The organism is Thioclava sp. ES.031 (genome assembly GCF_002563775.1).
Lineage (GTDB): Bacteria > Pseudomonadota > Alphaproteobacteria > Rhodobacterales > Rhodobacteraceae > Thioclava.
This window is the reverse complement of record NZ_PDJO01000001.1, coordinates 3539334-3565638: the sequence shown is the minus strand read 5'-3', so window position 1 is coordinate 3565638 and position 26305 is coordinate 3539334. Positions and strand designations below refer to the sequence as shown.

25 protein-coding genes are annotated in these 26305 nt (G+C 64.8%); 13 read left to right on the top strand and 12 right to left on the bottom strand.

All coding sequences use genetic code 11. The features are described 5' to 3' along the window. Nucleotides 1-88 precede the first annotated feature (88 nt). The gene (locus AXZ77_RS16955; RefSeq protein ID WP_098412047.1) at nt 89-1408 is read left to right on the top strand and encodes a hypothetical protein; all 1320 of its coding nucleotides are present in this window, start codon (nt 89-91) and stop codon (nt 1406-1408) included. Between the two features lie 217 nt (nt 1409-1625). On the opposite strand, the gene AXZ77_RS16950 is transcribed toward AXZ77_RS16955, so the two are convergent. From AXZ77_RS16950 to AXZ77_RS16940, 3 genes are all read right to left on the bottom strand, one after another. Further along, the gene (locus AXZ77_RS16950; protein WP_075773874.1) at nt 1626-1958 is read right to left on the bottom strand and encodes a DUF6280 family protein; all 333 of its coding nucleotides are present in this window, start codon (nt 1956-1958) and stop codon (nt 1626-1628) included. Between the two features lie 397 nt (nt 1959-2355). Next, nucleotides 2356-3087 (bottom strand): folate-binding protein YgfZ, encoded by a 732-nt coding sequence (locus AXZ77_RS16945; RefSeq protein WP_098412046.1) that lies wholly within the window; start codon nt 3085-3087, stop codon nt 2356-2358. Between the two features lie 50 nt (nt 3088-3137). Further along, entirely contained in the window at nt 3138-4838 is a 1701-nt protein-coding gene (locus tag AXZ77_RS16940; protein WP_098412045.1) for an ABC transporter ATP-binding protein, read from the bottom strand. Between the two features lie 196 nt (nt 4839-5034). Between AXZ77_RS16940 and AXZ77_RS16935 the strand changes: the two genes are divergently transcribed. Continuing rightward, entirely contained in the window at nt 5035-6246 is a 1212-nt protein-coding gene (locus AXZ77_RS16935; protein WP_098412044.1) for an alanine--glyoxylate aminotransferase family protein, read from the top strand. Here the strand turns inward: AXZ77_RS16935 and AXZ77_RS16930 are convergent. Further along, nucleotides 6237-6443 (bottom strand): hypothetical protein, encoded by a 207-nt coding sequence (locus AXZ77_RS16930; RefSeq protein WP_078542284.1) that lies wholly within the window; start codon nt 6441-6443, stop codon nt 6237-6239. The genes AXZ77_RS16935 and AXZ77_RS16930 overlap by 10 nt on opposite strands. Nucleotides 6444-6578: 135 nt before the next feature. Further along, nucleotides 6579-7688: a pyridoxal phosphate-dependent aminotransferase gene (locus AXZ77_RS16925; RefSeq protein WP_098412043.1), complete on the bottom strand. Its 1110-nt coding sequence runs from the start codon at nt 7686-7688 to the stop codon at nt 6579-6581. A gap of 138 nt (nt 7689-7826) precedes the next feature. On the opposite strand from AXZ77_RS16925, the gene AXZ77_RS16920 reads away from it, so the two are divergent. Continuing rightward, nucleotides 7827-9122 carry an MFS transporter gene (locus AXZ77_RS16920; protein ID WP_098412042.1) on the top strand — a complete coding sequence of 432 codons (1296 nt, stop codon included), beginning with the start codon at nt 7827-7829 and terminating at the stop codon, nt 9120-9122. 200 nt (nt 9123-9322) lie between these two features. Here the strand turns inward: AXZ77_RS16920 and AXZ77_RS16915 are convergent, their stop codons facing one another. Further along, nucleotides 9323-12442, bottom strand: coding sequence for a valine--tRNA ligase (locus tag AXZ77_RS16915; protein ID WP_098412041.1), 3120 nt, complete (start codon nt 12440-12442; stop codon nt 9323-9325). 190 nt (nt 12443-12632) lie between these two features. Between AXZ77_RS16915 and AXZ77_RS16910 the strand changes: the two genes are divergently transcribed. Then, nucleotides 12633-13853 carry a DUF2235 domain-containing protein gene (locus AXZ77_RS16910; RefSeq protein ID WP_098412040.1) on the top strand — a complete coding sequence of 407 codons (1221 nt, stop codon included), beginning with the start codon at nt 12633-12635 and terminating at the stop codon, nt 13851-13853. On the opposite strand, the gene AXZ77_RS16905 is transcribed toward AXZ77_RS16910, so the two are convergent. Continuing rightward, nucleotides 13755-14246 carry a PaaI family thioesterase gene (locus AXZ77_RS16905; RefSeq protein WP_098412039.1) on the bottom strand — a complete coding sequence of 164 codons (492 nt, stop codon included), beginning with the start codon at nt 14244-14246 and terminating at the stop codon, nt 13755-13757. The two genes, AXZ77_RS16910 and AXZ77_RS16905, sit on opposite strands and share 99 nt — an antisense overlap. Before the next feature lie 209 nt (nt 14247-14455). Between AXZ77_RS16905 and AXZ77_RS16900 the strand changes: the two genes are divergently transcribed. After that, the gene (locus AXZ77_RS16900; protein WP_255266535.1) at nt 14456-15445 is read left to right on the top strand and encodes a carbon-nitrogen hydrolase family protein; all 990 of its coding nucleotides are present in this window, start codon (nt 14456-14458) and stop codon (nt 15443-15445) included. Between the two features lie 74 nt (nt 15446-15519). Here the strand turns inward: AXZ77_RS16900 and metF are convergent, their stop codons facing one another. Then, complete coding sequence (gene metF / locus AXZ77_RS16895; protein ID WP_098412038.1) at nt 15520-16386, bottom strand: methylenetetrahydrofolate reductase [NAD(P)H]; 867 nt, start codon at nt 16384-16386, stop codon at nt 15520-15522. Between the two features lie 93 nt (nt 16387-16479). On the opposite strand from metF, the gene AXZ77_RS16890 reads away from it, so the two are divergent. The 4 genes from AXZ77_RS16890 (at nt 16480) to mscL (ending at nt 19630) form a co-directional block, all read left to right on the top strand. Further along, nucleotides 16480-17385: a LysR family transcriptional regulator gene (locus AXZ77_RS16890; RefSeq protein ID WP_098412037.1), complete on the top strand. Its 906-nt coding sequence runs from the start codon at nt 16480-16482 to the stop codon at nt 17383-17385. A gap of 144 nt (nt 17386-17529) precedes the next feature. Further along, nucleotides 17530-18321: an inositol monophosphatase family protein gene (locus tag AXZ77_RS16885; protein ID WP_098412036.1), complete on the top strand. Its 792-nt coding sequence runs from the start codon at nt 17530-17532 to the stop codon at nt 18319-18321. 104 nt (nt 18322-18425) lie between these two features. Further along, on the top strand, nt 18426-19088 hold the full coding sequence (locus tag AXZ77_RS16880) for a hypothetical protein (RefSeq protein ID WP_098412035.1): 663 nt from the start codon (nt 18426-18428) through the stop codon (nt 19086-19088). Nucleotides 19089-19201: 113 nt separating this feature from the next. Next, nucleotides 19202-19630 (top strand): large conductance mechanosensitive channel protein MscL, encoded by a 429-nt coding sequence (gene mscL, locus AXZ77_RS16875; protein WP_098412034.1) that lies wholly within the window; start codon nt 19202-19204, stop codon nt 19628-19630. Nucleotides 19631-19723: 93 nt separating this feature from the next. Here mscL and ald read toward each other — a convergent pair whose 3' ends face one another. Continuing rightward, nucleotides 19724-20848 carry an alanine dehydrogenase gene (ald, locus tag AXZ77_RS16870; protein ID WP_098412033.1) on the bottom strand — a complete coding sequence of 375 codons (1125 nt, stop codon included), beginning with the start codon at nt 20846-20848 and terminating at the stop codon, nt 19724-19726. A gap of 144 nt (nt 20849-20992) precedes the next feature. Here ald and AXZ77_RS16865 point away from each other — a divergent pair, with 144 nt between their 5' ends. After that, nucleotides 20993-21457: an Lrp/AsnC family transcriptional regulator gene (locus AXZ77_RS16865; RefSeq protein ID WP_078569775.1), complete on the top strand. Its 465-nt coding sequence runs from the start codon at nt 20993-20995 to the stop codon at nt 21455-21457. Here the strand turns inward: AXZ77_RS16865 and AXZ77_RS16860 are convergent. Then, on the bottom strand, nt 21454-22902 hold the full coding sequence (locus AXZ77_RS16860) for a TrkH family potassium uptake protein (RefSeq protein WP_098412032.1): 1449 nt from the start codon (nt 22900-22902) through the stop codon (nt 21454-21456). The genes AXZ77_RS16865 and AXZ77_RS16860 overlap by 4 nt on opposite strands. Before the next feature lie 206 nt (nt 22903-23108). Next, nucleotides 23109-23315 carry a 30S ribosomal protein S21 gene (rpsU, locus tag AXZ77_RS16855; RefSeq protein WP_011748553.1) on the bottom strand — a complete coding sequence of 69 codons (207 nt, stop codon included), beginning with the start codon at nt 23313-23315 and terminating at the stop codon, nt 23109-23111. 107 nt (nt 23316-23422) lie between these two features. On the opposite strand from rpsU, the gene AXZ77_RS16850 reads away from it, so the two are divergent. From AXZ77_RS16850 to AXZ77_RS16840, 3 genes are all read left to right on the top strand, one after another. Further along, a complete protein-coding gene (locus AXZ77_RS16850; RefSeq protein WP_078522453.1) occupies nt 23423-24091 on the top strand; it encodes a COQ9 family protein in 669 nt (222 codons plus the stop codon). Between the two features lie 14 nt (nt 24092-24105). Further along, entirely contained in the window at nt 24106-25092 is a 987-nt protein-coding gene (locus tag AXZ77_RS16845) for an NAD(P)H-quinone oxidoreductase (protein WP_098412598.1), read from the top strand. A 65-nt stretch (nt 25093-25157) separates the two neighbouring features. After that, complete coding sequence (locus AXZ77_RS16840) at nt 25158-25622, top strand: STAS/SEC14 domain-containing protein (protein WP_098412031.1); 465 nt, start codon at nt 25158-25160, stop codon at nt 25620-25622. Nucleotides 25623-25626: 4 nt separating this feature from the next. Here the strand turns inward: AXZ77_RS16840 and AXZ77_RS16835 are convergent, their stop codons facing one another. After that, on the bottom strand, nt 25627-26277 hold the full coding sequence (locus AXZ77_RS16835) for a ribonuclease T2 (RefSeq protein WP_098412030.1): 651 nt from the start codon (nt 26275-26277) through the stop codon (nt 25627-25629). Nucleotides 26278-26305: the final 28 nt, after the last annotated feature.

Genomic DNA, 26305 nt, shown 5'->3' with positions numbered 1-26305 from the left:
CAGGCATCGCAGCCTCCGGGTGTCCCTCGCAGTTTCGGGTCCGTCACGGCTGGACAGGCGCGCGTGCGCGCTGCAGGATGGAGTGATCATGGCTGATACGCGACCCAGACCCGAAATCGAAGATGTGCTGGCATCGATCCGGCGACTGGTGTCGCAGGACAGCCCGCGTGTGGCCGAGAGCTATCCGACCTCGAAAGGGGAGGGCTCGACGCCCGATCCGCTGGTTTTGACGCCCGCGCATCTCGTGTCGGACACTCAGGCGGAACCGAAAGGCGATATCCACGATCTCGAATGGTCCGCGCCGGGTGTTTCTGCGGAAGAGGAAGCCGAGGCGGCGCAGGATGACGCGGCCGATCTGTCGGAGGCGCCCGCCGAGTCGGCGGAGCCCGCACCGCTGTCCGAGGCGCGTCGCAAGCCGCAGAATTTTGAACCCGAATTCGATGATGCCGAGGCGGAGCCCTGGCCGTCGGAAGCGGAGCTGCCGCAGAGCAGCTTTGACGATGAGCTCAAGCGGCTGGAGGGCTCGCTCGCCCAGCTTGAGGCAGAAGTGGCGCGCGATGGTTCCGATTATGAATCCGAGACGGGCGACAGGTTCGAACCGGCAGGCACCGCGCCGCTGACCGAACTACCCGAAAGTTTTACGCCGGTTTGGGATCAGGGCGCCGATCCGGAGCGGACCTTCACCAGCGCCGAGTGGGAAGACGTGGCCGGTTTCGTCGCGCCCCAAGCGCCGGAAGCCGGCGCGTCGGACGGTGACGCGGACGCTGCCGCCGATATGCTGGAGAGCGCCGAGAACGATACGTCCGCCGAGGATGACCCTCTGGCGGGGCTCGATTTCGATGACGCCGCTCCCGCAGAGATCGAGCCGGAAGCCATCAGCACCGACGATGAACCCCTCGCGACCGAGGCCGTGATCGGCTTCGACGTGCCGCCGGGGGCCGAGGCGGAGCCTGAGCCGCTGCAGGACGCCACCGCAGTGCAGGATTGGGAAGATCTCACGCCGGAGATGGGCGACGACACTGACAGTGCATCCGCGTTCATGCAGGCGAGCGACCCGGAGGCGGACACGCCGCCGCGTCGCCTGCATCTCAGTGATGCCGGGGCGCGTGCCCCTGAGCCGGAGCCGCGGACCTCCAGCTATGCGGAGCTGCGTGCGACGCTCGAGGAAGATTTCGAGGCTGATGAGATCGCCGCGCTCGAGGCCGAGCTTGCGTCCACGTCGGACCAGCCCGATGCCGCCTTGCATCCGCTGGCGCAATCGATGACCGAGACCCAGCTTCGGCAGCTCGTTTCGTCGCTGCTGCGCGAAGAGCTCCAGGGCGCGCTCGGCGCGAAGATCACGCGTAACCTGCGCAAGATGGTGCGTCGCGAAGTGCAGCGCGCGCTGATGAGCCGCGATCTGGACTGACCTTTCCCATTCGGGACTGTGCCACGGCCCGTCGCGGGCGCGACGTGTTGGCTGCCCCACCATGCCGCGCGCAGTCGCAAACAACGCCAAATCGAAGGCACGGTCCCAAGACGCGGCTTAGACTGCTACCGAAGACAAGCCCCAGAAATTCAAAACGGCGCGCCCCGACGGACGCGCCGTTTTGTGTATCCAACTGTCGCCGTGGCACCTGACAGGATCAGGCGGCTTCGGCCTCGTGCTCATCCGAAATCGCGGCGAGACGGCGTTCGCTTTCTTCGCGCGACAGGGCGACCGACGTGCGGACACCTTTGCCGACGAATTCCATCAAACCCCGGACGACGCGCTCGTTCGGATCGATGCCGGCGCAGGACAGAACTTCACGACCATCGCGCGAGCGTGCCCAGCGGGCGATCTGCTCGGGACCGTTGCCGTATTTCTTGTCGTCTGCAATCGCATCATCCAGCGCCGCGAGAACCACAGCGGCGAACAGTTTGCGGGCTCGTTGGCCCTGCTCGTAATTGAAGGCCGAGCCGTCAACGAAATCGCGCATTCTTCCGTCCTTTGTTATTGCTCTTGCGTTTCCTGGCGTGAGGGCCATCTAGGCCGTTCGGCCCCCGATTCGATATGCCTTGGGTCACATGGCAGCTATGCGCTATGCGCATGGCACCCTTGCCCGTCGTCAAAACCTGCCCCCCTGAAAGGGATCGCACTTGACGCGAATTAAGGGCGCGCTGACGAAATTCAAGGGCAGGTATTCGCAAAGTGCGAACCTCAAAAAGCCGAATATGCCGCGTAAGCATCAGAAAATGCTTCTTATTTTCGCGAGGACGGCAGTGGGAAATCATTCGATATACGAAGAATTTTCTCTGCCGTTTCTTGCGCGTCACGATGTCTCGCAAAACGCAGCCGCGGGGCTTGCGCTTTTTGAAACATTTGATCCTCGTTGGTCATAAATAAGTGACCGATGCGTCACCCGCCGACATCTCGCCCGTTGCGCGTCCGAGGCGCAGATAGGCGATCGCGCGATCGCCCGAACGGGTGAAAAGACGCCCGACGCTGCGCCCGTCCGAGGTGATCTCGGTTCCCGGCGCGGCGGGACCTTTGACATCGACCGTGACGAAGCCTTTGCGCAGCTCGGTCTTGTGCTTCATCCGCGCGGTGACTTCCTGGCCGACATAGCAGCCTTTGCGGAAATCCACGCCGGCTAACCGATCGAACCCGGCCTCGAGGATGAACGTGTCGGGGGTCAGTTCGACACCGGTCTCAGGGATGCAATGCGCAACCCGGATCGCGTCCCAATCGGTGCCGTCATCGCCCGCTTCGTCCCCGTAGAGCCGCCAGCCCATGTCGGGATGGCGCGGATCGGCCAGTGCGCCCTCGGGCGCCGGTCCGGTGCCGCGATAGACATTCAGCTCCGAGGGGGCGATCGCGACATCCGCACGCAGCTTGTACATGCCCAACCGCTTGATCGTCGCCTCGGCGATGCTGGCGTCGATATCGAGCACGATCGCCTCGCCCCGCGCCAGCAGGAAGAAATCAGCAAGGTATTTGCCCTGCGGCGTCAGCAGGGCGGTATAAACCAGCCCGTCTTTCACGTGGCTCACGTCGTTCGTCACCAGCCCTTGCAGGAAGTGCTCGCGATCCGCACCGGTGATCTCGTAGAGAATGCGCTCGGCCATGGAGGTCTCCTTTCCCCGCCCATGTAGGCAGCCGGGACGGGAATGCCAACTCAATCGAGAAGCTGCATCCGGCACAGCCCCGCATAGGGCCCGTTCTTGGCCAGCAGCTCGTCATGCGTGCCCTGTTCCACGACCTGACCTTCGACCACCACGACGATCTTGTCGGCATTGCGCACGGTTGACAGGCGGTGGGCGATCACCAGCGTCGTGCGGCCCTGGCTCAGGTCCGCCAGTGCCTGCGCGACCTTGGCCTCGGAGACGGTGTCGAGGGCGGAGGTCGCCTCGTCGAGCAGCAGGATCGGCGCGTCGCGCAGCACCGCGCGCGCGATGGCGACCCGCTGGCGCTGCCCGCCCGAGAGCGCCGAGCCGCGCGGGCCTGCGCCGGTATTGATGCCGTTTTGCAGAAGGTCGGTGAATTCCGTCACATGAGCCGCTTCGAGCGCGGTCTGGATATGGTCGGGATCGACCTCCTGCCGCCCGAGCAGAACGTTTTCGCGGATCGTTTCGTCGAACAGCGCGGAATCCTGCGACACGGTCGAGAAATGCTGGCGCAGTTCGGCAAGGCCGAGATCGTTCAGCGGCGTGCCGCCCAGCGTGATGCGCCCGCTATCGGGATCGACGAGCCGGGTTAGCAGGTTGAACACGGTGGTCTTGCCCGCACCCGAGGGGCCGACAAGCGCGGTGGTCTGGCCGGGTTCGGCAACGAAGCTGAGACCGCGCAGGACGTGCTTGTCGCCGTAATGCAGATGCACGTCGTCGAACTCGATCCGCGTGGTCTCGGGCAGGGCGGCAGGCTGCGCGGGCGAGGTAATCGCGGGTTGCGTATCGAACAGGCGATAGATCCGCTCGAGGCTCGCCGCCGCCGTTTGCCATGCGCCCGCTGAATTCGCGAGGCGGCGCAGCGGCTGGAAGGCCAGCGCCATCGCGGTGAAGAAGGACATGAAATCGCCGACCGACCGCTCGCCCGCCAGAATCTGCTGGCCGCCGAGGATCAGGACCACGAAGAAGCCCAGACCGGTGATGATGTCGATCATCGCGGGCACGAGGCCCGAGATGAAGGTGGTCTTGATCTGCGCCACGCGGACTTCGTTCACCAGTCGGGAGAAACGCCCCGCCTGGTATTCCTCGATCCCGTTGAGCTTCACGGCGGCGATGCCGTGGAAGACCTCGTCGAGCCGGGTCGCGCGCTCGGACGAGCTTTCGCGCATCTGGCGGGTCTTGCGCCGGATATAGCGTTGCGCCATCGCGACCGGCAGGATCAGGAGCGGCGCGCCGATCACCGCGCCCAGCGTCCAGCCGGGATCGATGGCGACCGCCACGGCGAACAGCGAGATCAGCGAAACCGCATCGCGCCCGGTGCTGGAGATGAAGATCTTCCACACGTTCTGCACGGCGGCGGTGTCGCCCTGAACCCGTTCGATCAGCGCGCCGGGCGGGTTGGCCTGATAGAAGTGCTGGTCGAGCCGCAGCATGTGGCGGAAGAGATCGGTCTGCATATCGCTCGAAGTGCGCAGCGAGACGCTCGTCATCACCGTACGCGAGGCCACAGAGGTCGTCGCGCGGATCAGGAACAGCCCGAAGATCGCGGCGCCGACCCACCAGATCAACTCGCTCTCGCCCTGCACGAAGACCTTGTCGAAGAGCGGCTTGAGCATCCAGCTCAGCGCGCCCAGCGTCGAGCCTTCGATCATCAGAAGGACCATCGACACGCCGATCATCGGCAGGTGCTTGCGCAGATAGTCGCGCCACATCCGGCCTGCGAGGTGTTTCGACGTGTAAGGGTTTGCAGTCTTGGCCACGAGGCACCATGCGATAGGCGCGCCTGTCGGCGCGCGGTTAAGCCCGTGAAGTACCGCGAGATAGGGGGCGCGTGCAAGCCGGGCGCGAGATTGACGCGGCGCGCGGGCGGGATTACCGATTGTCCGTTGTGCCAGACGGAGATACCCGATGAGCCTTGCCCAAGGTCGCCCCTACCTCGCCATTCCCGGCCCCTCGACGATGCCTGACCGTGTTCTGGCCGCGATGCATCGTCCCGCGCCCAATATCTATGAAGGCGAGATCGAGGAGATCGCGGCTAGGGTCGCGGCGAACCTGCGTCGGGTGGCGATGTCCTCGTCCCATGTCGCGATCTATATCGCCAACGGGCACGGGGCCTGGGAGGCGTCGATCTCCAACGTGTTCTCACGCGGCGACAAGGCGCTGAGCCTCGTGACCGGGCGCTTCGGCAATATCTGGGCGCGCAACGCGGCCACGATGGGCGTTCAGGTTGAGCGGCTGGAATTCGGCATCAAGGCACCGGCCGATCCGGCCCGCGTCGAAGAGGCGCTGCGGGCCGACAAGGATCACGAGATCAAGGCCGTGCTGCTCACCCATGTCGATACCGCGACCTCGGTGGTCAATGACGTGCCGGCGATCCGTGCGGCGATCGACGCGGCGGGCCACCCGGCGCTCTTGATGGTCGATTGTATCGCCTCGCTCGGTTGCGACGAGTTCCGGATGGATGACTGGGGCGTCGACGTGATGGTCGCCGCCAGCCAGAAGGGCCTGATGGTGCCGCCGGGTCTGGGCTTCGTGTGGTTCTCCGACAAGGCGCTGGCCGCCAGCCGCGAGGCCGATCTGGTCACGCCCTATTGGGATTGGCAGCCGCGCGCCTTCCCCGAGATGGTCTATCAGTATTTCGGGGGGACCTCGCCGACCCATCACCTCTTCGGCCTCGATGAATCGCTCAAGATGATCCTCGAGGAAGAGGGGCTGACCCATATCTGGGCGCGTCACGCGACGCTCGCCTCCGCCGTCTGGGCCGCTTTCGAGACCTGGGGGCAGGAGGGTGACATCGCGCTCAATATCGCGAACCCGGCCCATCGCGCCCATTCGGTGACGGCGGCGCGGATCGGCGGCGGTAATGCCCAGCGGCTGCGCAGCTGGCTCGAACGCGAGGCGGGGGTGACGCTGGGTATCGGGCTCGGGATGGCCGAACCCGGCACGCCCGAGGCCAACGATTTCCTGCGAGTCGCCCATATGGGCCATGTGAACGCCCATATGACGCTGGGCGCGCTGGCGACGATGGAGGCCGGGATGCAGGCGCTGAAAATCCCGCACAACCCCGGCGGCATCGCCGCGGCGGCGGGGGCTATCGCGAAAGGCGCCGGTCAGGCCTGACCGTGACGCTCCAGCCAGTCGGTGAGCTGTTCGACCTCTTCCGAGGCTTCGCGCGACACTTGCGGGGCTTCGGTGCGCGAGGTCGAGAGCTTCATCTCGCGGCTGGATTGGGTCATGCCTGCATAAGCGCCGAAGGCCAAGGCAAAGGCCAGCGGGCTAAGCATTGCGATACGGGCGTTGCGAGTCTTGCGGCTCATGGGTCTGCTCCTGTTGTTGAGCAAAACATGGGAGCGCCCCCGAGTCGGCGCAACTCACCTTGCGGCGAGATGCGCTGAGGCCGGTGCTTTTTCGCCGATCTCATCGGCGGAATTGTGTTCGAGAGGGTGCCCCGATCAGCGCGGGCGGGCGGCTTCCAGCGCGTCGGGCAGGGCCGCAGCGAGCGCGTCGAGTTCGGCGTCTGGCCCGACCGAAACCCGGATGCAGCGGTCTTGCGGCGCGACGAAAGGCATCCGCACGAACACGCCGCGCGCATCGAGTTCCCGCAGCACGGCCCGCGCAAACTCACCGTCCTGCCCACAGTCGATGGCGACGAAATTCGTGGCCGAGGGCAGGGTGGTCAGCCCGTTCTCGCGCGCGATGGTGTCGATCCGGTCGCGCGCGCCTGCCACCAGAAGGCGCATATAGGCGGCCCAAGTTTTGTCCTGCAGCGCGGCCAGCGCGCCCGCCTGAGAGATGCGGCACATGCCGAAATGATTGCGGATCTTGTCGAAGGCCGCGATCAGCTCGGGCGCGGCCAAAGCATAGCCCACACGCGCGCCTGCCATCCCATGCGCCTTCGAGAAGGTGCGCATCCGGATCACGCGGGGATCGTCGGCTTTGATGCGCGCCTCGGTCCCGTCTTCGGCGAATTCCACATAGGCCTCGTCCAGCACCATCAGCGTGCCTTCGGGCACCGCCTCGATCATCGCCTCGATCGTCTCGCGCGGGTGATGGGTGCCCATCGGATTGTCGGGGTTCGCGATATAGACGAGCTTCGCTCCCACCTCCGCCGCCTTCGCGATCAGCGCCTGCGGGTCTTCGTGGTCATCGGCATAGGGCACCTTGTGCAGCACCCCGCCAAAGCCCGCCACATGGTAGTTGAAGGTCGGATAGGCCCCGTCCGAGGTCACGACCGCGTCGCCCTGTTCGATCACCAGACGGCACAGATATCCCAGAAGCCCGTCGATCCCTTCGCCGACCAGCACGTTCTCGACTGCGACCCCGTGATGCTCGGCAATCGCCGCGCGCAGATCGAAACTGGCCGAGTCGCCGTATTTCCAGACATCGCCCGCTGCCGCCGCCATCGCGGCAATCGCGCGCGGGGAGGGGCCGAAGCCGTTTTCATTGGCCCCCAGCCGCGCGGCGAAGGGGCGGCCGGCACGGCGCTCCTGTTCCTCGGGCCCGACGAAAGGCACGGTGGCGGGAAGGCTGTCGATCAGTTTTGTGTAACGGGGTCCGGTCATGGCTACAGGCGTAAGCGCAAAGCGCGGGTGCGGCAAGAGGGCGCGTCGGTTGGCGCGATCGCGGCGGAACCGGGGACTGGGCCAAATGCTTTTCCCTGCGTAATATCGTGAAATGACATAAGTTTGGGAAGCCAGCCGATGAGCGCCAGCGACACCTCTTTTTCCACCTCCCTGTTCGAGACCCTGACCGGAGATGCGCCGGGGAACGTAAAAGAGCTCAGCGACAGCGCGGCGCAGCACGAACCCGGCAGTTTCCTGCGTCATGTCGGCTCGCTGTCGATGACCAAGCTGGCCGACGGGCTAATCGATCCGAAACTGGTGCTGAGCTGGCTGATGCAGGCGGTGGGCGCGCCCGCCGCGCTCGTCAGCTGGCTGGTGCCGGTGCGCGAGTCCGGCTCGCTTTTGCCGCAGCTGTTTACCGCGCCGCATGTGCGCAAGATGCCGCAGCGCAAATGGGCCTGGGCGGCGGGGAGTTTGATTCAGGGGCTGGCCGCGGCGGCGATCGTGGTGATCGCGCTGACGATGCAGGGGATGGCCGCGGGGCTTGCGATGCTGGTGGCGCTGGGCGTGCTGGCGATTGCGCGCTCGCTGTCCTCGGTGAGCTACAAGGATGTGCTGGGCAAGACCGTGGACCGGACGCGGCGCGGCACGACGACCGGGATCGCGACGAGCGTCTCAGCCGCCGGGGTGATCCTGTTCGCGATCGTCCTGATGACCGGGGTGGTGGAGCGGATGAGCCTCGTGATCGGAGCGATCTCGCTGGCCGCCGTGCTCTGGGTGGCGGCGGCGGCGCTGTTCTCGACGCTGCGCGAGGAAGACCAGCCGGGCGAAGACAAGGGCAGCATCGGCCTGTCCGAGCTGAGCCTGCTTTGGAAAGACGCCGATCTGGGCAAGTTCGTGATCGCGCGGGTGCTGCTGCTGCCGACCGCGCTCGCGCCGCCCTATATCGTGCTGCTCGCGGCTCAGGCGGGCGATAACCGGTTCGGGGCGCTGGGGGCGATGGTGCTGGCCTCGGCGCTGGCCTCGCTGCTGAGCTCCTATATCTGGGGGCGGCTGGCGGATCGCTCCTCGCGCAAGGTGCTGATCTTCACCGGGCTGGTCGCGGCCGCGTTTCTGGCGCTGGCGGTGGTGTTGGGCTGGTCGGGGCTGATGGGCACGATCTGGGCCTCGCCGGTGGCGCTGTTCGGGCTGATGATCGGCTATCAGGGGGTGCGGCTGGGCCGCTCGACCTATCTGGTGGATATGTCGCCCAAGGATGACCGCGCGGCCTATACGGCGGTGTCGAACACGACCGTGGGGGTGATGCTGCTGGCTTTCGGTGCGGCAAGCTCGGCGCTCGCGATGGCGGGGCCGGAAATGGTGCTGATCGTCTATGCGGGGATCTGCGTGGTCGCCTCGGGCGTGGCCTTCACGATGAAGGAAGTGTCGGAGTAAGGTCTCCGATCAGCTCATGGCGCGGGGCGACCAGCCCCGGGCCGCGCCCGACCCTCCCCCCGGGAGGGCGCATTGGCGATGTCAGCGCGGGCACGGGTGACTTGCGGGCTTTCGAGATAAAGCGATGACCGCATATGTCCTGAAGCGCCCACCCAAGGGTCGGGCGCGGCCCTAAACACTGTTTGGGCCGCGCCGGTTCTTCAGCCCAGCTCGGCCAGACGCGCCACGGCCTGACGCACTTTCTCGGCCTCTTCCTCGGCGCGCGCGAGGTTCTCGCGGGTTTCCACGACGACCTCGGGATCGGCATTGGCGATGAATTTCGGATTGTTCAGACGGCCCTTCATGCCGCCGATTTCCTTCTCCATCTTGCCCAGAGCTTTCTCCAGACGCGCCTTCTCCTTGGCGATGTCGATCACGCCTTCCAGCGGCAGCCCGAACAGCGCGCCCTGCGCCGGGATCGAGATCGCGCCTTTCGGGATCGGTGCCTCGGTGATGCTCTCGATGCGCGCCAGTTTGAAGATCAGCGCCTCGTTATTGGCGAGCGCTGCACGCGCGGCGTCATCGGCTTCGGCCAGAACCATCGGCAGTTTCAGACCCACCGGCACGCCCATCTGGGTGCGCGAGGAGCGGATCGCCTCGATCAGTTCGATCACCCAGTTCATCTCGCGGTCGGCGGCCTCGTCCACCAGATCGGCGGCTTTGTAATCCGGCCAGTCGGCATGGACGAGCATCTTCGCGCGGTCGCCCTGCGGCGCGGTCAGCTCCCACAGCTCTTCGGTGATGAAGGGCATGATCGGATGCAGCAGCGTGTAGCACTGATCGAGAACCCAACGCATCGTGGCGCGGGTTTCCTCGGCATGCTCGCCGTCGAACAGCGGCTTGGCGAACTCGACATACCAGTCGCAGACCTTGCCCCAGACGAAGCCGTAAAGCCCGAGCGCCGCATCATTGAAGCGGTAGGCGGCGAAGGCCTCGTCCACCTGCTCGCGGATCTTCGCGGTCTCGCCGATGATCCAGCGGTTCACCGTGTGGGTGGGCTGCGGGATCTCGGTCACGACCGGGCCTTCGAACACGCCGTTCATCTCGGCGAAGCGCGTCGCGTTCCAGATCTTCGTGCCGAAGTTCCGGTAGCCTTTGATGCGCTCCTCGGAGAGCTTCAGCACGCCGCCCATCGCCGCCATCGCGGCATTGGTGAAGCGCAGCGCATCCGCGCCGTAAGCGTCGATGATCTCGAGCGGGTCGATCACGTTGCCCGTCGTCTTCGACATCTTCTTGCCCTTCTCGTCGCGGACGAGCTGGTGCAGGTAGACGGTGTGGAAGGGCACCTGATCCATGACGGCCAGCTGCATCATCATCATCCGCGCCACCCAGAAGAACAGGATGTCGAAGCCGGTCACGAGGACGTCGGTCGGGAAATACTTGCGCATCTCCTCGGTATCCTCGGGCCAGCCCAGCGTGCCGATCGGCCAGAGCCCCGACGAGAACCAGGTGTCGAGCACATCGGCATCGCGCCAGACCGGATATACGAGCTGCGTCGGGTCCTCGGTCATCTCGTATTGCGCGAGGCTCGCGGCGAGCACTTCGATTGCCTTGTGGCGGTCTTCGACCTCGACGATGCGCGCGGCGTTGAGCGGCGTCGGCAGCTCGGCATTCTGCGCCTTGAACCAGCCGATGACGCTCTCGAAATCCGAGGCGCAGTGATAGCGGTCGTCGCGATGGACCATCTTGGTCTCGACGAGCAGGCGGCCCATCTCCACAAGGTCGATCGTGCCGTCGCCTTCGTCATCGCGGAAATCGGGCGCGTCCATGTCCAGACCGTACCAGACCGGGATCTGGTGACCCCACCAGAGCTGGCGCGAGATGCACCACGGCTCGATGTTTTCCAGCCAGTGGAAATAGGTCTTCTCGCCGGCCTCGGGCATGATCACCGTGTCGCCGTTGCGCACCGCATCCAGCGCCTTGCCCACGATCTTTTCGGCATCGACGAACCACTGATCGGTCAGCATCGGCTCGATCACCACTTTCGAGCGATCGCCGAAGGGCTGCATGATCGGCTTGTCTTCGACGTAGGGAACGGTGGTTTCCGTCTCGTTGCCCTCGTCATCGGTGACGGTCTTCGTGGTCGTCACCGCGAGGCCTTCCTCGGTGATCTGACGGATCACGGCCTCACGCGCCTCGAACCGGTCGAGCCCGCGCAGTTCCTCGGGCACGAGGTTGAGCGCGTCGATCTCGGCCTCGGTGAATTCGGCCCCTTTCGAGATGTCCATCGCACGGGCGGCGCATTCCTCATAGGACAGCCCGTCGGTGCGCATCGCGCCCTTGGTGTCCATCAGGCGATACATCGGAATGCCGCCGCGCTTGGCGACCATGTAGTCGTTGAAGTCATGCGCGCCGGTGATCTTCACCGCGCCCGAGCCGAATTCGGGATCGGGGTATTGATCGGTGATGATCGGGATCAGGCGGCGGTGCTCTTTCGGGCCCACCGGGATCTCGCAAAGCTTGCCGACGATCGGCGCGTAACGCTCGTCCGAGGGGTGCACCGCAACCGCGCCATCGCCCAGCATCGTCTCGGGGCGGGTGGTCGCGATCGAGATGTAGTCGCGCTCTTCGGTGAAGAGGACATTCCCGTCCTCGTCCTTCTCGACATAGGTATAGGTCTCGCCGCCCGCGAGCGGATATTTGAAGTGCCACATGTGACCGGCGACTTCGATATTCTCCACTTCGAGATCGGAGATCGCGGTCTCGAAATGGGGATCCCAGTTCACCAGCCGCTTGCCGCGATAGATCAGGCCCTTCTCGTACATGTCGACGAAGACCTTGATCACGGCGTCATGGAAATTGCCCTCGTTGCCTTCCGGTGCACCGGGCGCGCCCGACATGGTGAAGGCGTTGCGCGACCAGTCGCAGCTCGAGCCCAGACGCTTGAGCTGGTTGATGATGGTCGAGCCGTATTCGCCCTTCCACTCCCAGACCTTCTCGAGGAATTTCTCGCGGCCCAGTTCCACCCGCTTGGGCTGCTGGGTCTTGGCCAGTTCCTTCTCGACCATCAGCTGGGTCGCGATGCCCGCATGGTCCTGACCCGGCTGCCAGAGCGTGTCGAAACCGCGCATCCGGTGCCAGCGCACGAGGATATCCTGCACGGTGTTGTTGAAGGCGTGGCCCACATGCAGCGCGCCCGTCACGTTGGGCGGCGGGATCATTACGCAGAAGGTCTCGTCGCGCGATGCGTTGGCCCCGGCCTTGAAGGCTCCGGCCTCTTCCCATTTCGCGTAGATCCGCGGCTCGGCGCTCGCGGCATCGAAAGTCTTGTCCATCGTCATGTCAGGCATCCTTGGCTCGGCTTGAGGGCTGTTTAGCCCGCGCAGGCGACAAGGAAAACCCCGTGCGCGCCGGTCTAAAAAGCGCGGCGGGCACGATCGGGTCAACAAACTGCCGCGATTGCCCATGAAGATAAGAGAAACTTATCCTACATTGGATAGTATAAGCCCAACTTATCTGAGGAGCGCTGATATGCGCGGTCTCTTCGAGCGTGTGATCTCTGCCCTGCGTCGCCGCAGCCCGGAACGGGCCGAGGCGCGCGCGGCAGCAGGTGCAGGCCGCGGGCCGGTGGATCATGTTGTGCTGCTCGACGGGACGCTCGGCTCGCTGCGGCCCGACCGCCTCACCTCGATCGGGCTGATCTATCGCTTCCTGCGCCGGGCCGCGCCGAAAGTGTCGGTCTATTACGGGCGCGGGCTGCGCTGGCGGGACTGGCACGACATGTCGGATGTCTGGTTCGGCTGGGGCGTGAACCAGCAGATCTCGCGCGCCTATGGCTGGCTCGCGATGCGCTACCGTCCGGGCGACCGGATTTTCCTGATCGGCTATTCTCGGGGCGCCTTCGCGGCGCGCTCGCTGGCCGGGATGATCGGGCGGATTGGTCTCTTGCGTCCCGAACATGCGATCGAGCGGAATACCCGCCTCGCATGGCGCCATTACGAGGAAGAGACGCCCGCAGACATCCTGCAAAGCTTTCGCAACAGCCTGTGCCACGAGAACGTCGAGATCGAGATGGTCGGCGCCTTCGACACGGTGCAGGCGCTGGGCATCCGCGTGCCGTTCTTCTGGATCGTCAGCGAAGAGCGCGTGCGGTTTCACGACCACCACCTGAGCGATCACGTGCGCCACGGGTTTCAGGCGCTCGCGCTCGACGAGCGGCGCTCGGTGCTGGAGCCGCTCTTGTGGGAAAGCGACGAGGGGGCTTCGGAGGCGGATGCCCCAGCGACCCGGATCGAGCAGCGCTGGTTTCGCGGTGCGCATGGCGATGTCGGCGGGATGCTTGGCCATTTCGGCGATGCCCGCCCGCTCGCCAATATTCCGCTCGTGTGGATGCTGGAACGCGCCGAGTCGCTGGGCTTGAGCCTGCCGCCCGGCTGGCAGGCGGAGTTCCCGCGCGATCCGAATGCGCCGTCCGTCGGCACATGGACTGGGTGGGGTAAGCTGTTCTGGCTGCGTGCGCCGCGTGTCGTCGGTCGCGATCCCTCGGAAGGGCTGCATGAGAGCGTCGTTTTGCCCGAAGGCTCGCGCGCAATTTTCCGACCGCGCATCCTGCGCCCCGAAATCCGTCGCCTCGCGCGCGGGTCCGCGCCGACCTCAGAGCTCGGGCGTCATGACGAAACAGGTGGCGGTGCCGGTCGCGTAGAGACGTCCGTCCTCGGCGCCTCGGATCTCACCCCGCGCGACGCCAGTTGACCGCCCGATATGATCGAGCTGGCCTGTGCCGATCACCTCGGTGCCGGGCTTGATCGCGCGGATCAGGTTCACCTTGAATTCGAGCGTCGTTTGCGTCTGACCCTTCTTCAGCCCAGTGATCACCGAGCAGGTCATCACCGTATCGAGCATCATCGCATACCAGCCGCCGTGAATGCCGCCATAGCCATTGGTCTGCGGGTGCCCCGGCGTGCCGCGACAGGTGACGCGGCCTTCCTCGGCCTCGGTGATCCGATAGGCCATCAGGTTCTGCACGGTGGGCGAGGGGACGTCGCCAGAGACCATCTTGCGGATGTATTCGAGCCCCGACATCGAAAGCACCTCCTCCAGCGGGAGGAAATCTTCCGGGCCTTCGGCGAAATATTGATCGGGCATGTCTGGCTCCTGTTGGGTCGGGCGACAAGCTATCGCGATGGGCCGGAAAGGGAAGGGGGAGCGTTTGCGATCCGTCCCGCAAAGGGCGGCATTGCCCTCGGAGCCAACATCGCGAGGCACTGCGGTCCAAGGATGCTTGCGGGTTTTCTCCGGTGGATGGGCGTCTTGTGCTATTCTCGAACATCACTCCGAGGACGGAGTGGGGCGTCTTGACCGTCTTCCGTTTTGATGGCCGCGCGCCGGACAGCCATTGGGAGGACGATCTCATGCAAATTGCTATCGTACAGCAACCGCCGGTCTACATGAACAAGACGGCGTCTCTGGAGCGAGCGGTCGAACTGGTGGCCGAGGCGGCCTCTCAGGCGTGCCGACTGATCGTGTTTCCCGAGACATGGTTGCCGGGCTACCCTACTTTCGTCTGGCGGCTCCCGCCGGGGGCAGGGATGAAGAAGACCGACGATCTCTTCGCGCTTTCGCAGGCCAATTCGATCAATCTCAGCAAAGACGATCTTGCGCCGATAAAGGAAGCGGCAAAAGAACATTCGATGGTGGTCGTGATGGGCCATCAGGAGGTGGACGGAGCGGTCAGCGGCAGCACGCTGTTCAACAGCGCAGCGATCATCGACGCCGACGGAACCCTTCTGAACAACCATCGAAAGCTGATGCCGACAAACCCGGAGCGTATGGTCTGGGGGTTCGGAGACGGCTCGACCCTCAAGGTCGTCGAGACCGCTGTCGGGCGCGTGGGCGCCCTGATCTGCTGGGAAAACTACATGCCTCTCGCGCGTTTCGCGCTCTATGCCCAGAATATCGACATCTATTGCGCACCGACCTGGGACAGCGGCGATACCTGGCTGGCGACAATGCAGCACATCGCGCGCGAAGGGGGGTGTTGGGTCCTCGGCTGTGCCACGTCGCTCGAGGCAAGCGATGTGCCGGCGGGTCTCCCCTATCGCGATGAGCTTTTCCCTGACGACAATGAGTGGATCAATCCCGGCGATGGGGTCGTCTACAAGCCCTTCGGCAGTTTGCACGCAGGCCCGATGAGGAAGGAAAAGGGGCTGTTGGTCGCGACGGTGGACGTGGATGCCGCCAGGGCTTCACGCCGCAAATTCGATGTAAGCGGTCATTACGCCCGGCCGGATGTTTTCACTCTCAACGTCAACCGAGCCAAGCAGTCGCCCATTTCCTTCGACTGAGACCGGGCGGCCACCCGGCGCAAAAGAAAAGGGGCCCAGCCGGGCCCCTCCGTTCAATCCATTTGAGCGCCCTTTCAGGCCACTTTCTCCAGCACCGTATCGGGCGTCACACCCAGCGCGTGGCAGACGTCGCGGGTCAGGCCGGGGCGGTTGAGCGTGTAGAAATGCAGGTCTTCCACGCCGCCCTCGATCAGCTTGTCGCACAGCTCGGTGCACAGCGCGGTCGCCAGAAGATGCTCGCGCCCGTCGCGGATCGCGGGCTCGAACGCTTCCTCGACCCATGCGGGGATGGAGGTGCCGCAGCTTTGCGCGAATTTCTTGGCGCCTTTCCACGACTGGATCGGCAGGATGCCGGGGATGATCTTCGCGTCGATCCCTTCCTTTTCGCAGGCATCGCGGAAGCGGAAGAAGGTTTCCGGCTCGAAGAAGAACTGGGTGATCGCCGAGGTCGCGCCCGCTTCGACCTTGCGCTTGAGCCAGCGCACATCGGCCATATTGTCGGCGGCGTCGGGATGCGGCTCGGGATAGGCGCCCGCGCGGATCGTGAAGCGGCCATCCTCGGCCAGTGCCTCGATCAGCTCGACCGAAGAGGCGAAGCCCTCGGGATGCGGCGTGAAATGCGCAGCACCCTGCGGCGGATCGCCCCGCAGCGCCACGATCTCGGTCACGCCGACCTCGGCATAGGCGTCCACGATCTCCATCGTCTCGGCCTTGGTCGCTTCCACGCAGGTCAGGTGGGCGGCGACATTGAGGCCGTAATTCTTGTGGATCGTGCCGACCGCCTCATGGGTCAGCTTGCGCGTCGTGCCGCCCGCACCATAGGTCACGGAGGTAAACTCGGGTTTCAGCGGTGCCAGAACCTGCGCGGTTTCCCACAGCCGGAACGACGCATCGAGCGTCTTCGGCGGGAAAAATTCGAAGCTGACCTTGGGCGTCGTCATGGGAATCTGTCCTTTCGTTCGCTCTCTTGTGCCAGATCGGGCTTTGTGAGACAAACTCATAATCCTCAAAATGGTTATGAGTGTAACAGCAAGATGCATCTCGAGTTCCGTCACCTGCGCACAATCAAGGCGATTCACGATGCCGGGGGGCTCGCGAAGGCAGCGGACGTGCTGCACATAACACAATCGGCGCTGTCGCACCAAATCAAAGGGCTGGAAGATCAGACCGGGGTGGAGCTGTTCGTGCGTCGCTCGAAGCCGCTGAAACTGTCGGCGGCGGGACAAAAGCTGTTGCGGCTGGCCGAACGCATCCTGCCCGAGATCGCCGCGACCGAGGCCGAGTTCGAGGCGCTGCGCTCAGGCCGCGCGGGCCGTCTGCATATCGCGATCGAGTGCCACGCCTGTTTCGACTGGCTGTTCCCGGTGTTGGAGCGTTTCCGCCACGCCTGGCCCGATATCGACGTGGATATCCGGCCCGGTCTGGCCTTCAACGCCTTGCCCGCGCTGAGCCGCGAAGAGGTCGATCTGGTGATCTCGTCGGATCCGGAGAAGATCGACGGCGTCACCTTCAACCCGCTCTTCGACTATGCGCCGACCTTTATCGCCGCCGCGAATTCGCCGCTGGCCGCGAAACCCTATATCGAGGCGCAGGATTTCGCGGATCAGACGCTGATCACCTATCCGATCGACCGGGGGCGCTCGGACATCTTCACGCAGCTGCTCACCCCCGCCCGGGTCGAGCCGAAAGCCGTGCGGCAGGTGGAGCTGACCGCGGTGATCCTGATGCTGGTCGCCTCGAATCGCGGCGTCGCGGTGCTGCCCGACTGGGTTCTGCGCGAGGTGAAATACCAGCCCGATTATATCACCAAGCCGGTGACCGAACACGGGCTGACCAAGCGGCTCTATGCCGCGACGCGCTCCGAAGATGCCACTCAGCCCTTCATGGCGCATTTCCTGCGGCTTGCGCGCACCGAGCCGGTGAAGCTTCAGCGCGCCTGAGCCTTCTTCTCGACCGAAATATCCCGGGGGCTCGCGCAGCGAGCGGGGCAGAGCCCCTCCTCAGTTCGCCTGACGCGCCAAAGGTCTTGGATTTTCCACGCAACCCCTGTAAGGCGACCGCTTGAAACGCGAAGGAGCCCAGAGATGCAAGGCAGCGCAAACCTCAACCTGATGATCAAGGCCGCCCGCAAGGCAGGCCGCTCGCTGGTCAAGGATTTCCGCGAGGTCGAGAACCTTCAGGTCTCCTCGAAGGGGCCGGGCGATTTCGTCTCGAAGGCCGACCGCGAAGCCGAGAAGATCATCAAGGACGAGCTGCGCGGCGCGCGCCCCTCCTATGGCTGGCTCGGCGAGGAAACCGGCGAAGAGGCAGGCGACGACCCGACGCGCCGCTGGATCGTCGACCCGCTCGACGGCACCACGAACTTCCTGCACGGGTTGCCGCACTGGGCGATCTCGATCGCGCTGGAGCATAAAGGCGAAATCATCGCGGCCGTGGTGTTCGATGCCGCGAAAGACGAGATGTATTTCGCCGAGAAGGGCCTTGGCGCTTACATGAACGACACCCGTCTGCGGGTTTCGGGCCGTCACAAGATGATCGAATCGGTCTTCGCGACCGGCGTGCCCTTCGGTGGTAAATCGACCCTTCCGGCGACGCTGAAGGATCTTGCCAAGCTGATGCCGCAATGCGCTGGCGTCCGGCGCTGGGGCGCGGCCTCGCTCGATCTGGCCTATGTCGCGGCGGGCCGCTACGAAGGCTATTGGGAGCGCGGGCTGAACGCGTGGGACGTGGCTGCGGGCATGCTCCTCGTGAAGGAAGCGGGCGGTTTCGTGGAAGCCGTGCGCGAAGGGCGCGAGGTTCTCGAATCGGGTTCGGTGATCGCGTCGAATGCCGAAATGTTCCCGGCTCTCACGAAGGCGCTTCGGTCAAGCGACTGAGAAATCACTGAAATTTAGATGTGGCGGTGAAAGGCGGATGGAGGTTCACCTTTCGTTCATTCCGTTGTGCCAGCCTGATGCGGTTACCAGAAAGGGATGCCGCCATGGTTGGACAGGAATACGGGTCCGCGTCACTCGCGCTTGAACAGCGCGCATTGACTGCGCTGCGCGGGGCGGGCGATTGCGCCGTCGAACGCGCGTTGGAGGAATTGCGGCAGGCGGTCTCCGATCTCGCTTTTGCCGAGGCGGCCGACCTGATCGCACGTCACCGGGTCGCGTTTCTGGACGAGATGATTTCGGGTTGCTTTGAGGATGCGAAGACGGCCGAGCCAGACACGGCAGCGGCCCTGCGCGCGGCGGCCGAAGGGCTTCAGGAAGAGCGTGCGACTCTGGCAGAGACCTTGCCGCTCGAGCTTTCCCTGCGCGCCGATCAGCGCGACGCGGCCTGCGATCGCATCCGCGCCGCGCAGCGCCGCCTGCGCAACATTTCCCAGATGCCCGACCATTTCGGCTGTGCCTGCGCGTGTGGCCGCGCTGGGGCAGGGCCGTGCGAGGACGCGGCGGATCAGATCCAGCAGGCGCTTCGCTTCGATGCCGAAGCCATCGCCGATATTGCACGACAGGAGGCGCGCGCCCGTCTCAGCGACGGCTTTGCGGCCCTGCCGGTCGCCTCGGCCCTTTCGCCTCGCCGCGGCGGTGACACGGGGACGACGGCGGCGCAGGTCGCCCGCCGCCTTGTCGAGGATGCGCGCCGGAGACTTTGCTGAGCCGCGATCCCGCCCGGATGCGTCCCACGGAGCCCGCTGTTGGAGACTATGCAGACCGCAAGATCGTGTTAGCCTGTTGCGGCGCAAAAGGCGCATCGCAAAGAGGGTCTGAAATGATTCAGGAATTCAAGGATTTCATCGCCAAGGGCAATGTCATGGACATGGCGGTGGGCATCATCATCGGCGCGGCCTTCACCGCGATCGTCACGTCGCTCGTCGGCGACATCATCAACCCGATCATCGGCCTGTTCACGGGCGGGGTCAATTTCACCAACAATTATGCCGTTCTGTCCGGGGAGGTGCCCGCTGGCGCCAGCCTCGAAGAGGCGCGCAAGGCGGGGGCGTCGATCTTCGCCTATGGGGCCTTCGTGATGGCGGTGATCAATTTCCTCATCATCGCCTTCGTGGTCTTCATGCTCGTGAAGATGGTCAACCGCGTGAAGGCCGCGGCGGAGAAGCCGGACGATGTCGCGCCGGAGGTGCCGACCGGGCCGAGCCAGCTCGACGTGCTGCTTGAGATCCGCGACGCGCTTCGGGAGTGACGGCGTGGGACGTCTCAGGCAGACGTCGCAGGCAGATATGAGAACGGCCCGGGGCGACGCTCCGGGCCGTTTCATTCGCGGGCAGGGTGGCCCTTATTCGGCCGCGTGCATCACCGCCTCGGGGGTGTCGAGCGGCAGGTCGAGCGCTTCGGCCACAGCCTTGTAAGTCACCTTGCCCGCATGGACGTTGAGGCCCGCGGCCAGATGCGGATCCTCGGCGCAGGCGCGCTCCCACCCTTTGTCGGCGAGCGCCAGCAGGAAGGGCTGCGTCGCGTTCGACAGGGCGAGGGTTGCGGTGCGCGCGACCGCGCCGGGCATATTGGCCACGCAGTAATGCATCACGCCCTCGACCTCGTAGATCGGGTCGTCATGGGTCGTGGGATGCGAGGTCTCGACGCAGCCGCCCTGATCGATCGCGACATCGACGATCGCCGCGCCGGGCTTCATCGTCTTCAGCATCTCGCGGGTGACCAGTTTCGGGGCGGCGGCCCCGGGGATCAGCACCGCGCCGATCACCAGATCGGAGGCTGCAACCAGTGCCTCGGTCTCGGCTTTCGAGGCATAGGCCGTGCGGAAGGTGCCCCCGAATGTGTCATCGAGATAGCGCAGACGCGGCAGCGACTTGTCGAGCACGGTCACATCCGCGCCCATCCCGGCAGCTACGCGCGCGGCGTTGGTGCCCACGACGCCGCCGCCGATCACGACGACCTTCGCGGGCGACACGCCCGGCACGCCGCCCATCAGCACGCCGCGCCCGCCATTGGCTTTCTGCAGCGTCCAGGCACCCATCTGCGGCGCGAGGCGGCCGGCCACTTCGGACATCGGCGCGAGCAGCGGTAGGGTGCCGTCCTTCGCGGTGACCGTCTCATAGGCGATGCAGGTCGCGCCCGATTTCATCAGGTCATGGGTCTGCGCCGGGTCGGCGGCCAGATGCAGATAGGTGAAGAGAAGCTGGCCCTCGCGCAGCATCGCGCGTTCGGAGGCCTGCGGCTCTTTCACTTTCACGATCATCTCGGCCTGGGCGAACACATCCGCCGCATCGCCGAGGATCTTCGCGCCAGCCGCCTCGTAATCGCTGTCTGCGAAGCCCGCGCCCTGACCTGCCCCGGTTTCGACCAGCACCTCGTGGCCATGGGCGACCGCTTCTTGTGCCGCAGCCGGGGTCAGCCCGACGCGGAATTCCTGCGCCTTGATCTCGCGCACCGTTCCGATCTTCATCGCGTGTCCTCCTCCAAAAAATGGAAACGTCCTGCCCCCAGTATGCGCTCCGTCACAAGCAAGTGCTTTGCCAATTTGCCAGTTGTGGATGGGGTGGGTCGCTCGTATCTTCGATGAAATGCGCAAAGATCGGCAGGATATTGCATGAGCGACAAGCTGGACGCGACAGATCGTCGGCTGCTGGAGGTTTTGCAGCGGCAGGGGCGAATCTCCAATGCCGAGCTGAGCGAGCGGGTGAACCTGTCGGCCTCGGCCTGCCACCGCCGGGTGCAGCGGCTGGAGGAGGAAGGCTACATCCGCGATTACGTCGCCCTGCTGAACCCGCGCAAGCTGGGGCGGACCACGACGGTCTATGTCGAGATCAAGCTGTCGAGTCAGGCCGATGAGGTGCTCGATGCGTTCGAGAAGGGCGTGCAGCAAGTGCCCGAGGTGCTCGAATGTCACCTGATGGCGGGGGCTGCGGATTACCTGCTGAAGGTGGTCGCCGCCGATGCCGAGGATTTCGCGCGGCTGCACCGGGCGAAGCTCGCCAACATTCCGGGCGTGGCGCAAATCCAGTCCAGTTTCTCGCTCAAATGCGTAGTCTCGACCACGGCGATGCCGGTTTAAGCGCGCCAGAAGCGCGGCAGGAACACGACGAGGATCGCGAGCATCCCGATCCGGCCCAGCAGCATCGCAAGCGTCAGCAGCCATGTCGCGGCGTCGCTGAAGTCGATCATCGTGCCGGTGCGATCGGTCAGCGGGCCGACCCCGTAGCCGATATTGCCAAGCGCCCCCCATGTCGCGAAGAGCGCCGAGACGAAATCCGCCCCGGTCATCGAAATCCCGACCGAGATCAGGCCGAGCGTCAGCATATAGCCGGTAAAATAGAGGATCAGGGAGGAGAGCACGTCCTCCTCCAGCAGCTTGTCACCAAGGCGCGGTTGCAGCACCCGATGCGGCATCTGCAGGCGGCGCACGGCGGCGCGGATCACCGCGCCAAGCGCCTGCAAGCGAAAGACCGAGAGCGCGCCCGAGCTGGACCCGGTGCAGCCGCCGATCAGCCCGACCCAATAGGCCAGCACCATCGCGAAGCTCCCCCAATTCGCAACATTGGCGGTCCCGAAGCCGGTGCCGGTCATGATCGAGGACAGGTTGAAGGCGGCGGAACGGAAGGTGGGTTCGATCCCCTCGGGCGCATGGGTGTAGCGCCAGATCAGGAGGGCGGCGAGCGCGAGGGCGAACCAGCGCAGGAAGGCGTGGATTTGCGGGTCGTCCCAGAACGGGCGCAGGTCGCCGCGGCCAAGCTGGACATAGCGGATGAAGGGCAGGGCCGAGCCCAGCATGAAGATGACACCGGCATATTGCGCACCCGGCGAGAAGCTCGCGAAGGAGCTGTCATGCGTGCCGAAGCCGCCCGTCGCGATTGTCGCCATCGCGTAGCAGATCGCGTCGAAGGAGCTCATGCCCGCGGCGGCATAGCTGATCGCGCAGGCCAGCGTCAGTGAGACATAGACCCAGAGCAGCGAGCGCGCGATATTATGGGCACGCGGCATCACCTTGCCCAGCGTGTCGAATCCTTCGGCCTGAAAATAGCGCATCCCGCCGATCCGCAGCACCGGCAGGAAGATCATCGCGACGAAGGCGATCCCGAGCCCGCCGAACCAGTTCAGCATCCCGCGCCACAGCACCACCCCGCGCGGCAACGTGTCGAGATGTTCGAAGACGGTGTAGCCGGTGGTGGTGATGCCCGAGGCGGCCTCGAAATAGGCGTTGGTCCATGTCGCATGCGGCGCGCCTTCGATGAAGGGCAGGGCTGCAAAGATCGGCAGGCCGAGCCAGATCGCCGCCGTGAGCAGATAGGCCTGACGCGTGTTGAGCCCATTCGCGTTTTTGGTTCGGGTCGCGAGCGAGAGAACCATCCCGATCAGCGCGGTCTCGACCGCCGCCTCGAAGAATTCCTGCCAGTTCGGATTGAGGTCGCTGAAGTCCAGCGCCGCGGGCACCAGCATCGCGGTCCCGAGGGCCGCGAGGATCAGGCCGAAGAGATGCAGGACGGGCCGGATATCGGACATGTGAAAGCGGTTCCCGCCAGAACGAAGTGCTGGCGCTAGGGTAGGGGGCGCGGCGCTTTAGGCAAGATCAAAGCGGCGTCGTCTGCGCTTTCTTGTGGAGGTGTCTTCCAGAAACCAAAAACCCCCGCGGCCAAGCCTCGGGGGTCATCGGTGCGGGCAAGCCCGCCAGCATTTTCAGGCGCCTTTTCAGACGCGGAGCGGTGCGCTTAGAGCGCGCCTTCGCGCTGAGCCTTCTTACGTGCCAGTTTACGGGCACGGCGGACGGCTTCGGCTTTCTCGCGCGCTTTTTTGACCGAGGGTTTCTCGAAATGCTGCTTGAGCTTCATTTCGCGGAACACACCCTCGCGCTGAAGCTTTTTCTTCAGAGCACGGAGCGCCTGTTCGACGTTGTTGTCGCGAACGCTGACCTGCATGTGGTGTCACCACCTTCCTAAGTTAGAGTTGCAGTTGCTTGCAGGAGCGCTCCATATAGTCACCAAAAGGCGGTTTGTCTACCGCCAAAGCTGAGAGAGGAAACGCGATGAAAAACGACCATCTCGATATGGACCGCACGCGATCCGAGCTGTTGGCGGCGATCAAGCCGCATGTGCCTTTCGACGGCTGGTCCGAGCCGGCCTTCAAGCTCGCGGTCTCCGATCTGGGGCTCGATCCGGGGCTGGCGCGGGTCGTGTGTCCGCGCGGCGCCGTCGATCTGGCGGTGGCCTATCACCGCGAGGGCGATGCCGCGATGCTCAAGCGTCTGGAAGAGGCCGATCTGTCGGGGATGAAGTTCCGCGACCGGATCGCGACCGCCGTGCGCTTCCGTCTGGAAGAGGCCGATCCGGAACTGGTGCGCCGCGGGGCCGCGATCTTCGCGCTGCCGCAGAATGCCACGACCGGCTCGAAGCTGATCTGGGAGACCTCGGACAAGATCTGGCGCGCACTGGGCGACGTCAGCGAGGATTACAACTGGTACACGAAGCGGATGACGCTTTCGGGGGTCTATAGCTCGACCGTGCTGTACTGGATGGGCGATGAGAGCGAGGGCAAGGCCGACACCTGGGCCTTCCTCGACCGCCGCATCGAGGATGTGATGCAGTTCGAAAAGGTGAAGGGTGCGGCGATGAAACTGCCTTTCCTGCCGAAGCTTCTCGGCGGCATCCGTGCGCCGAAAGGCACTGACGACATGCCGGGCCGGGAGGCGCATTGATGAAACCTGTCGAGATGCCGACCGAGATGCGCTGCGTCGAGATTTCCGAACATGGCGCGCCGGAGGTGCTGAAAGAAGTCACCCGTGCCGTGCCGGTTGCGGGTCATGGGGAGATCCTGATCGAGGTGGCCTATGCCGGGGTGAACCGCCCCGATGCGCTGCAGCGTGCAGGCGCCTACAACCCGCCGCCGGGCGCGTCGGATTTGCCGGGGCTGGAATGCTCGGGCCGGGTCGCGGCGATCGGGCCGGGCGTCACGGATTGGGAAGTGGGCGACGCGGTCTGCGCGCTGCTGCCCGGTGGCGGTTATGCCGAGTATGTGACCTGTCCGGCGGAACATGCGCTGCCCGTGCCTGCGGGGCTTGATCTGAAATCGGCCGCCTGTCTGCCCGAGACCTGCTTCACCGTCTGGTCGACCATGGTGATGCGCGGCGGGTTGCAGGCGGGCGAGCGGTTCCTGGTGCATGGCGGCTCTTCCGGGATCGGCACGACCGCGATCCAGATCGCGACGGCGCTGGGCGCACGCGTGTTCACCACTGCCGGTAGCCCCGAGAAATGCGCGGTCTGCGAAGAGCTTGGCGCGACGGCGATCAACTACAAGACGGGCGATTTCGTCGATGTGCTGAAGGCCGAGGGCGGCGCGAACCTCGTGCTCGACATGGTGGGCGGCGACTATATCGCGCGCAATATCAAGGCGATGGCCAATGATGCGCGCCTCGTCTTCATCGCCTTCCTTGGCGGACCCAAGGCCGAGATCAACTTCGCGCAGGTCATGGTGAAGCGTCTCACGATCACCGGGGCCACGCTGCGCCCGCAATCGGATGCCGCCAAGGCCGAGATTGCGCGGCAGTTGCGCGCCAATGTCTGGCCGATGATCAATTCGGGCAAGCTGCGCGTGATCCATGACAGCACTTTCCCGCTGGCCGAGGCTGCAAAAGCCCATGAGCGGATGGAGACGAGCCAGCATATTGGCAAGATCGTGTTGGAAGTTGCAGGCGGCTGAACTTTCGTCCCGCGTGCGCCGGGTGTATGCTTCCGGCGTGCGCGGACCAACGAGGGGAGGCGGTCATGAGCGAAGGACGCTTTGAATTTCTGGACGGGTTTCCGACCGATGTGCTGGCATTCGAGGCCAAGGGCACGATCGGCGCGGAGGCTTACGAGCAGCACCTGATCCCGGCGGTGGAGGCCAAGATCGCCGCCGAGGGCAAGGTGAAGCTGCTCTATATCATCGGCGACGCATTCGACGGCTACACCGCGAAAGCGGCATGGGACGACACCAAGCTGGGCCTGTCGCATCTGGGCGATTTCGCCGCCGTGGCGCTGGTGAGCGATGTCGACTGGATCCGTTGGGGCGTACAGGCCTTCGCGCCGATGATCCCCGGCACGGTCAAGCTGTTCCGCTTGAGTGAATTGGATCAGGCCAAGGCGTGGATTTGCGCCGCAGGCAAGGCCGACGAAGACCACAGCCACGACGTCGCCGCGCGCCACAAGCTGCCCACGTTGGAAGATCGGCAGCCGCCGCTAGAGGACTGACGCCTCAGCGCACCTTTTCCATCAGTGCGTTGGGCAGGCTGCAATCGCGGATCGTATCGGAGCCGCATTTGCGCGGCTCGAGATCCTTGGTCAGGCAGATGCGGGCCTCCTGAATGCGGCCCGATTTGCAGGTGATGGTGATCTCGTCGGCATCGAGGCCGGGATTGACCTCCAGAAACGCCTGCTCCACCACCTTCGCGGGCAGTCGCACGTCGCGGTCGAGATTGGCCAGTACGTCCGGGATTTCGATGCTGGCATAGGCTTCGCGTTCCAGCGCGAAATAGTCCGTGGCCGACAGGCCCGAGCAGCGCCCGTGTTTCTTCCATTCGTACCAGGCCAGCCCCGGCGCGCCGGTCAGATCTTCCATCGCGGCGGTCTGCTGGCGCGAGGGATCGCGATGCGGCGTGCGGCAAAAGCTGGGCCAGCCGCGCTCGAATTGCGGCCAAAGCCCGTGCAGCACGAAAGAATGATCGTGCTTCGGATCGCATTGCGGCGAGTTGCGCGCATCGCCCGTCAGCGCGCACCAAGTGGGCGACCAGCTGAGCGAGAGGACGTAATAGTCGAAATCGCCCGCGCGCTCGCCTTCGGCATGGGCGGGCAGGGCAGCGGTCGAAAGCGCAAGCAGGGCTGCGGCCAGAAGGCCCAAACGAGTCATTTTCTCTTTTCTCCCGACGCGCGATTGA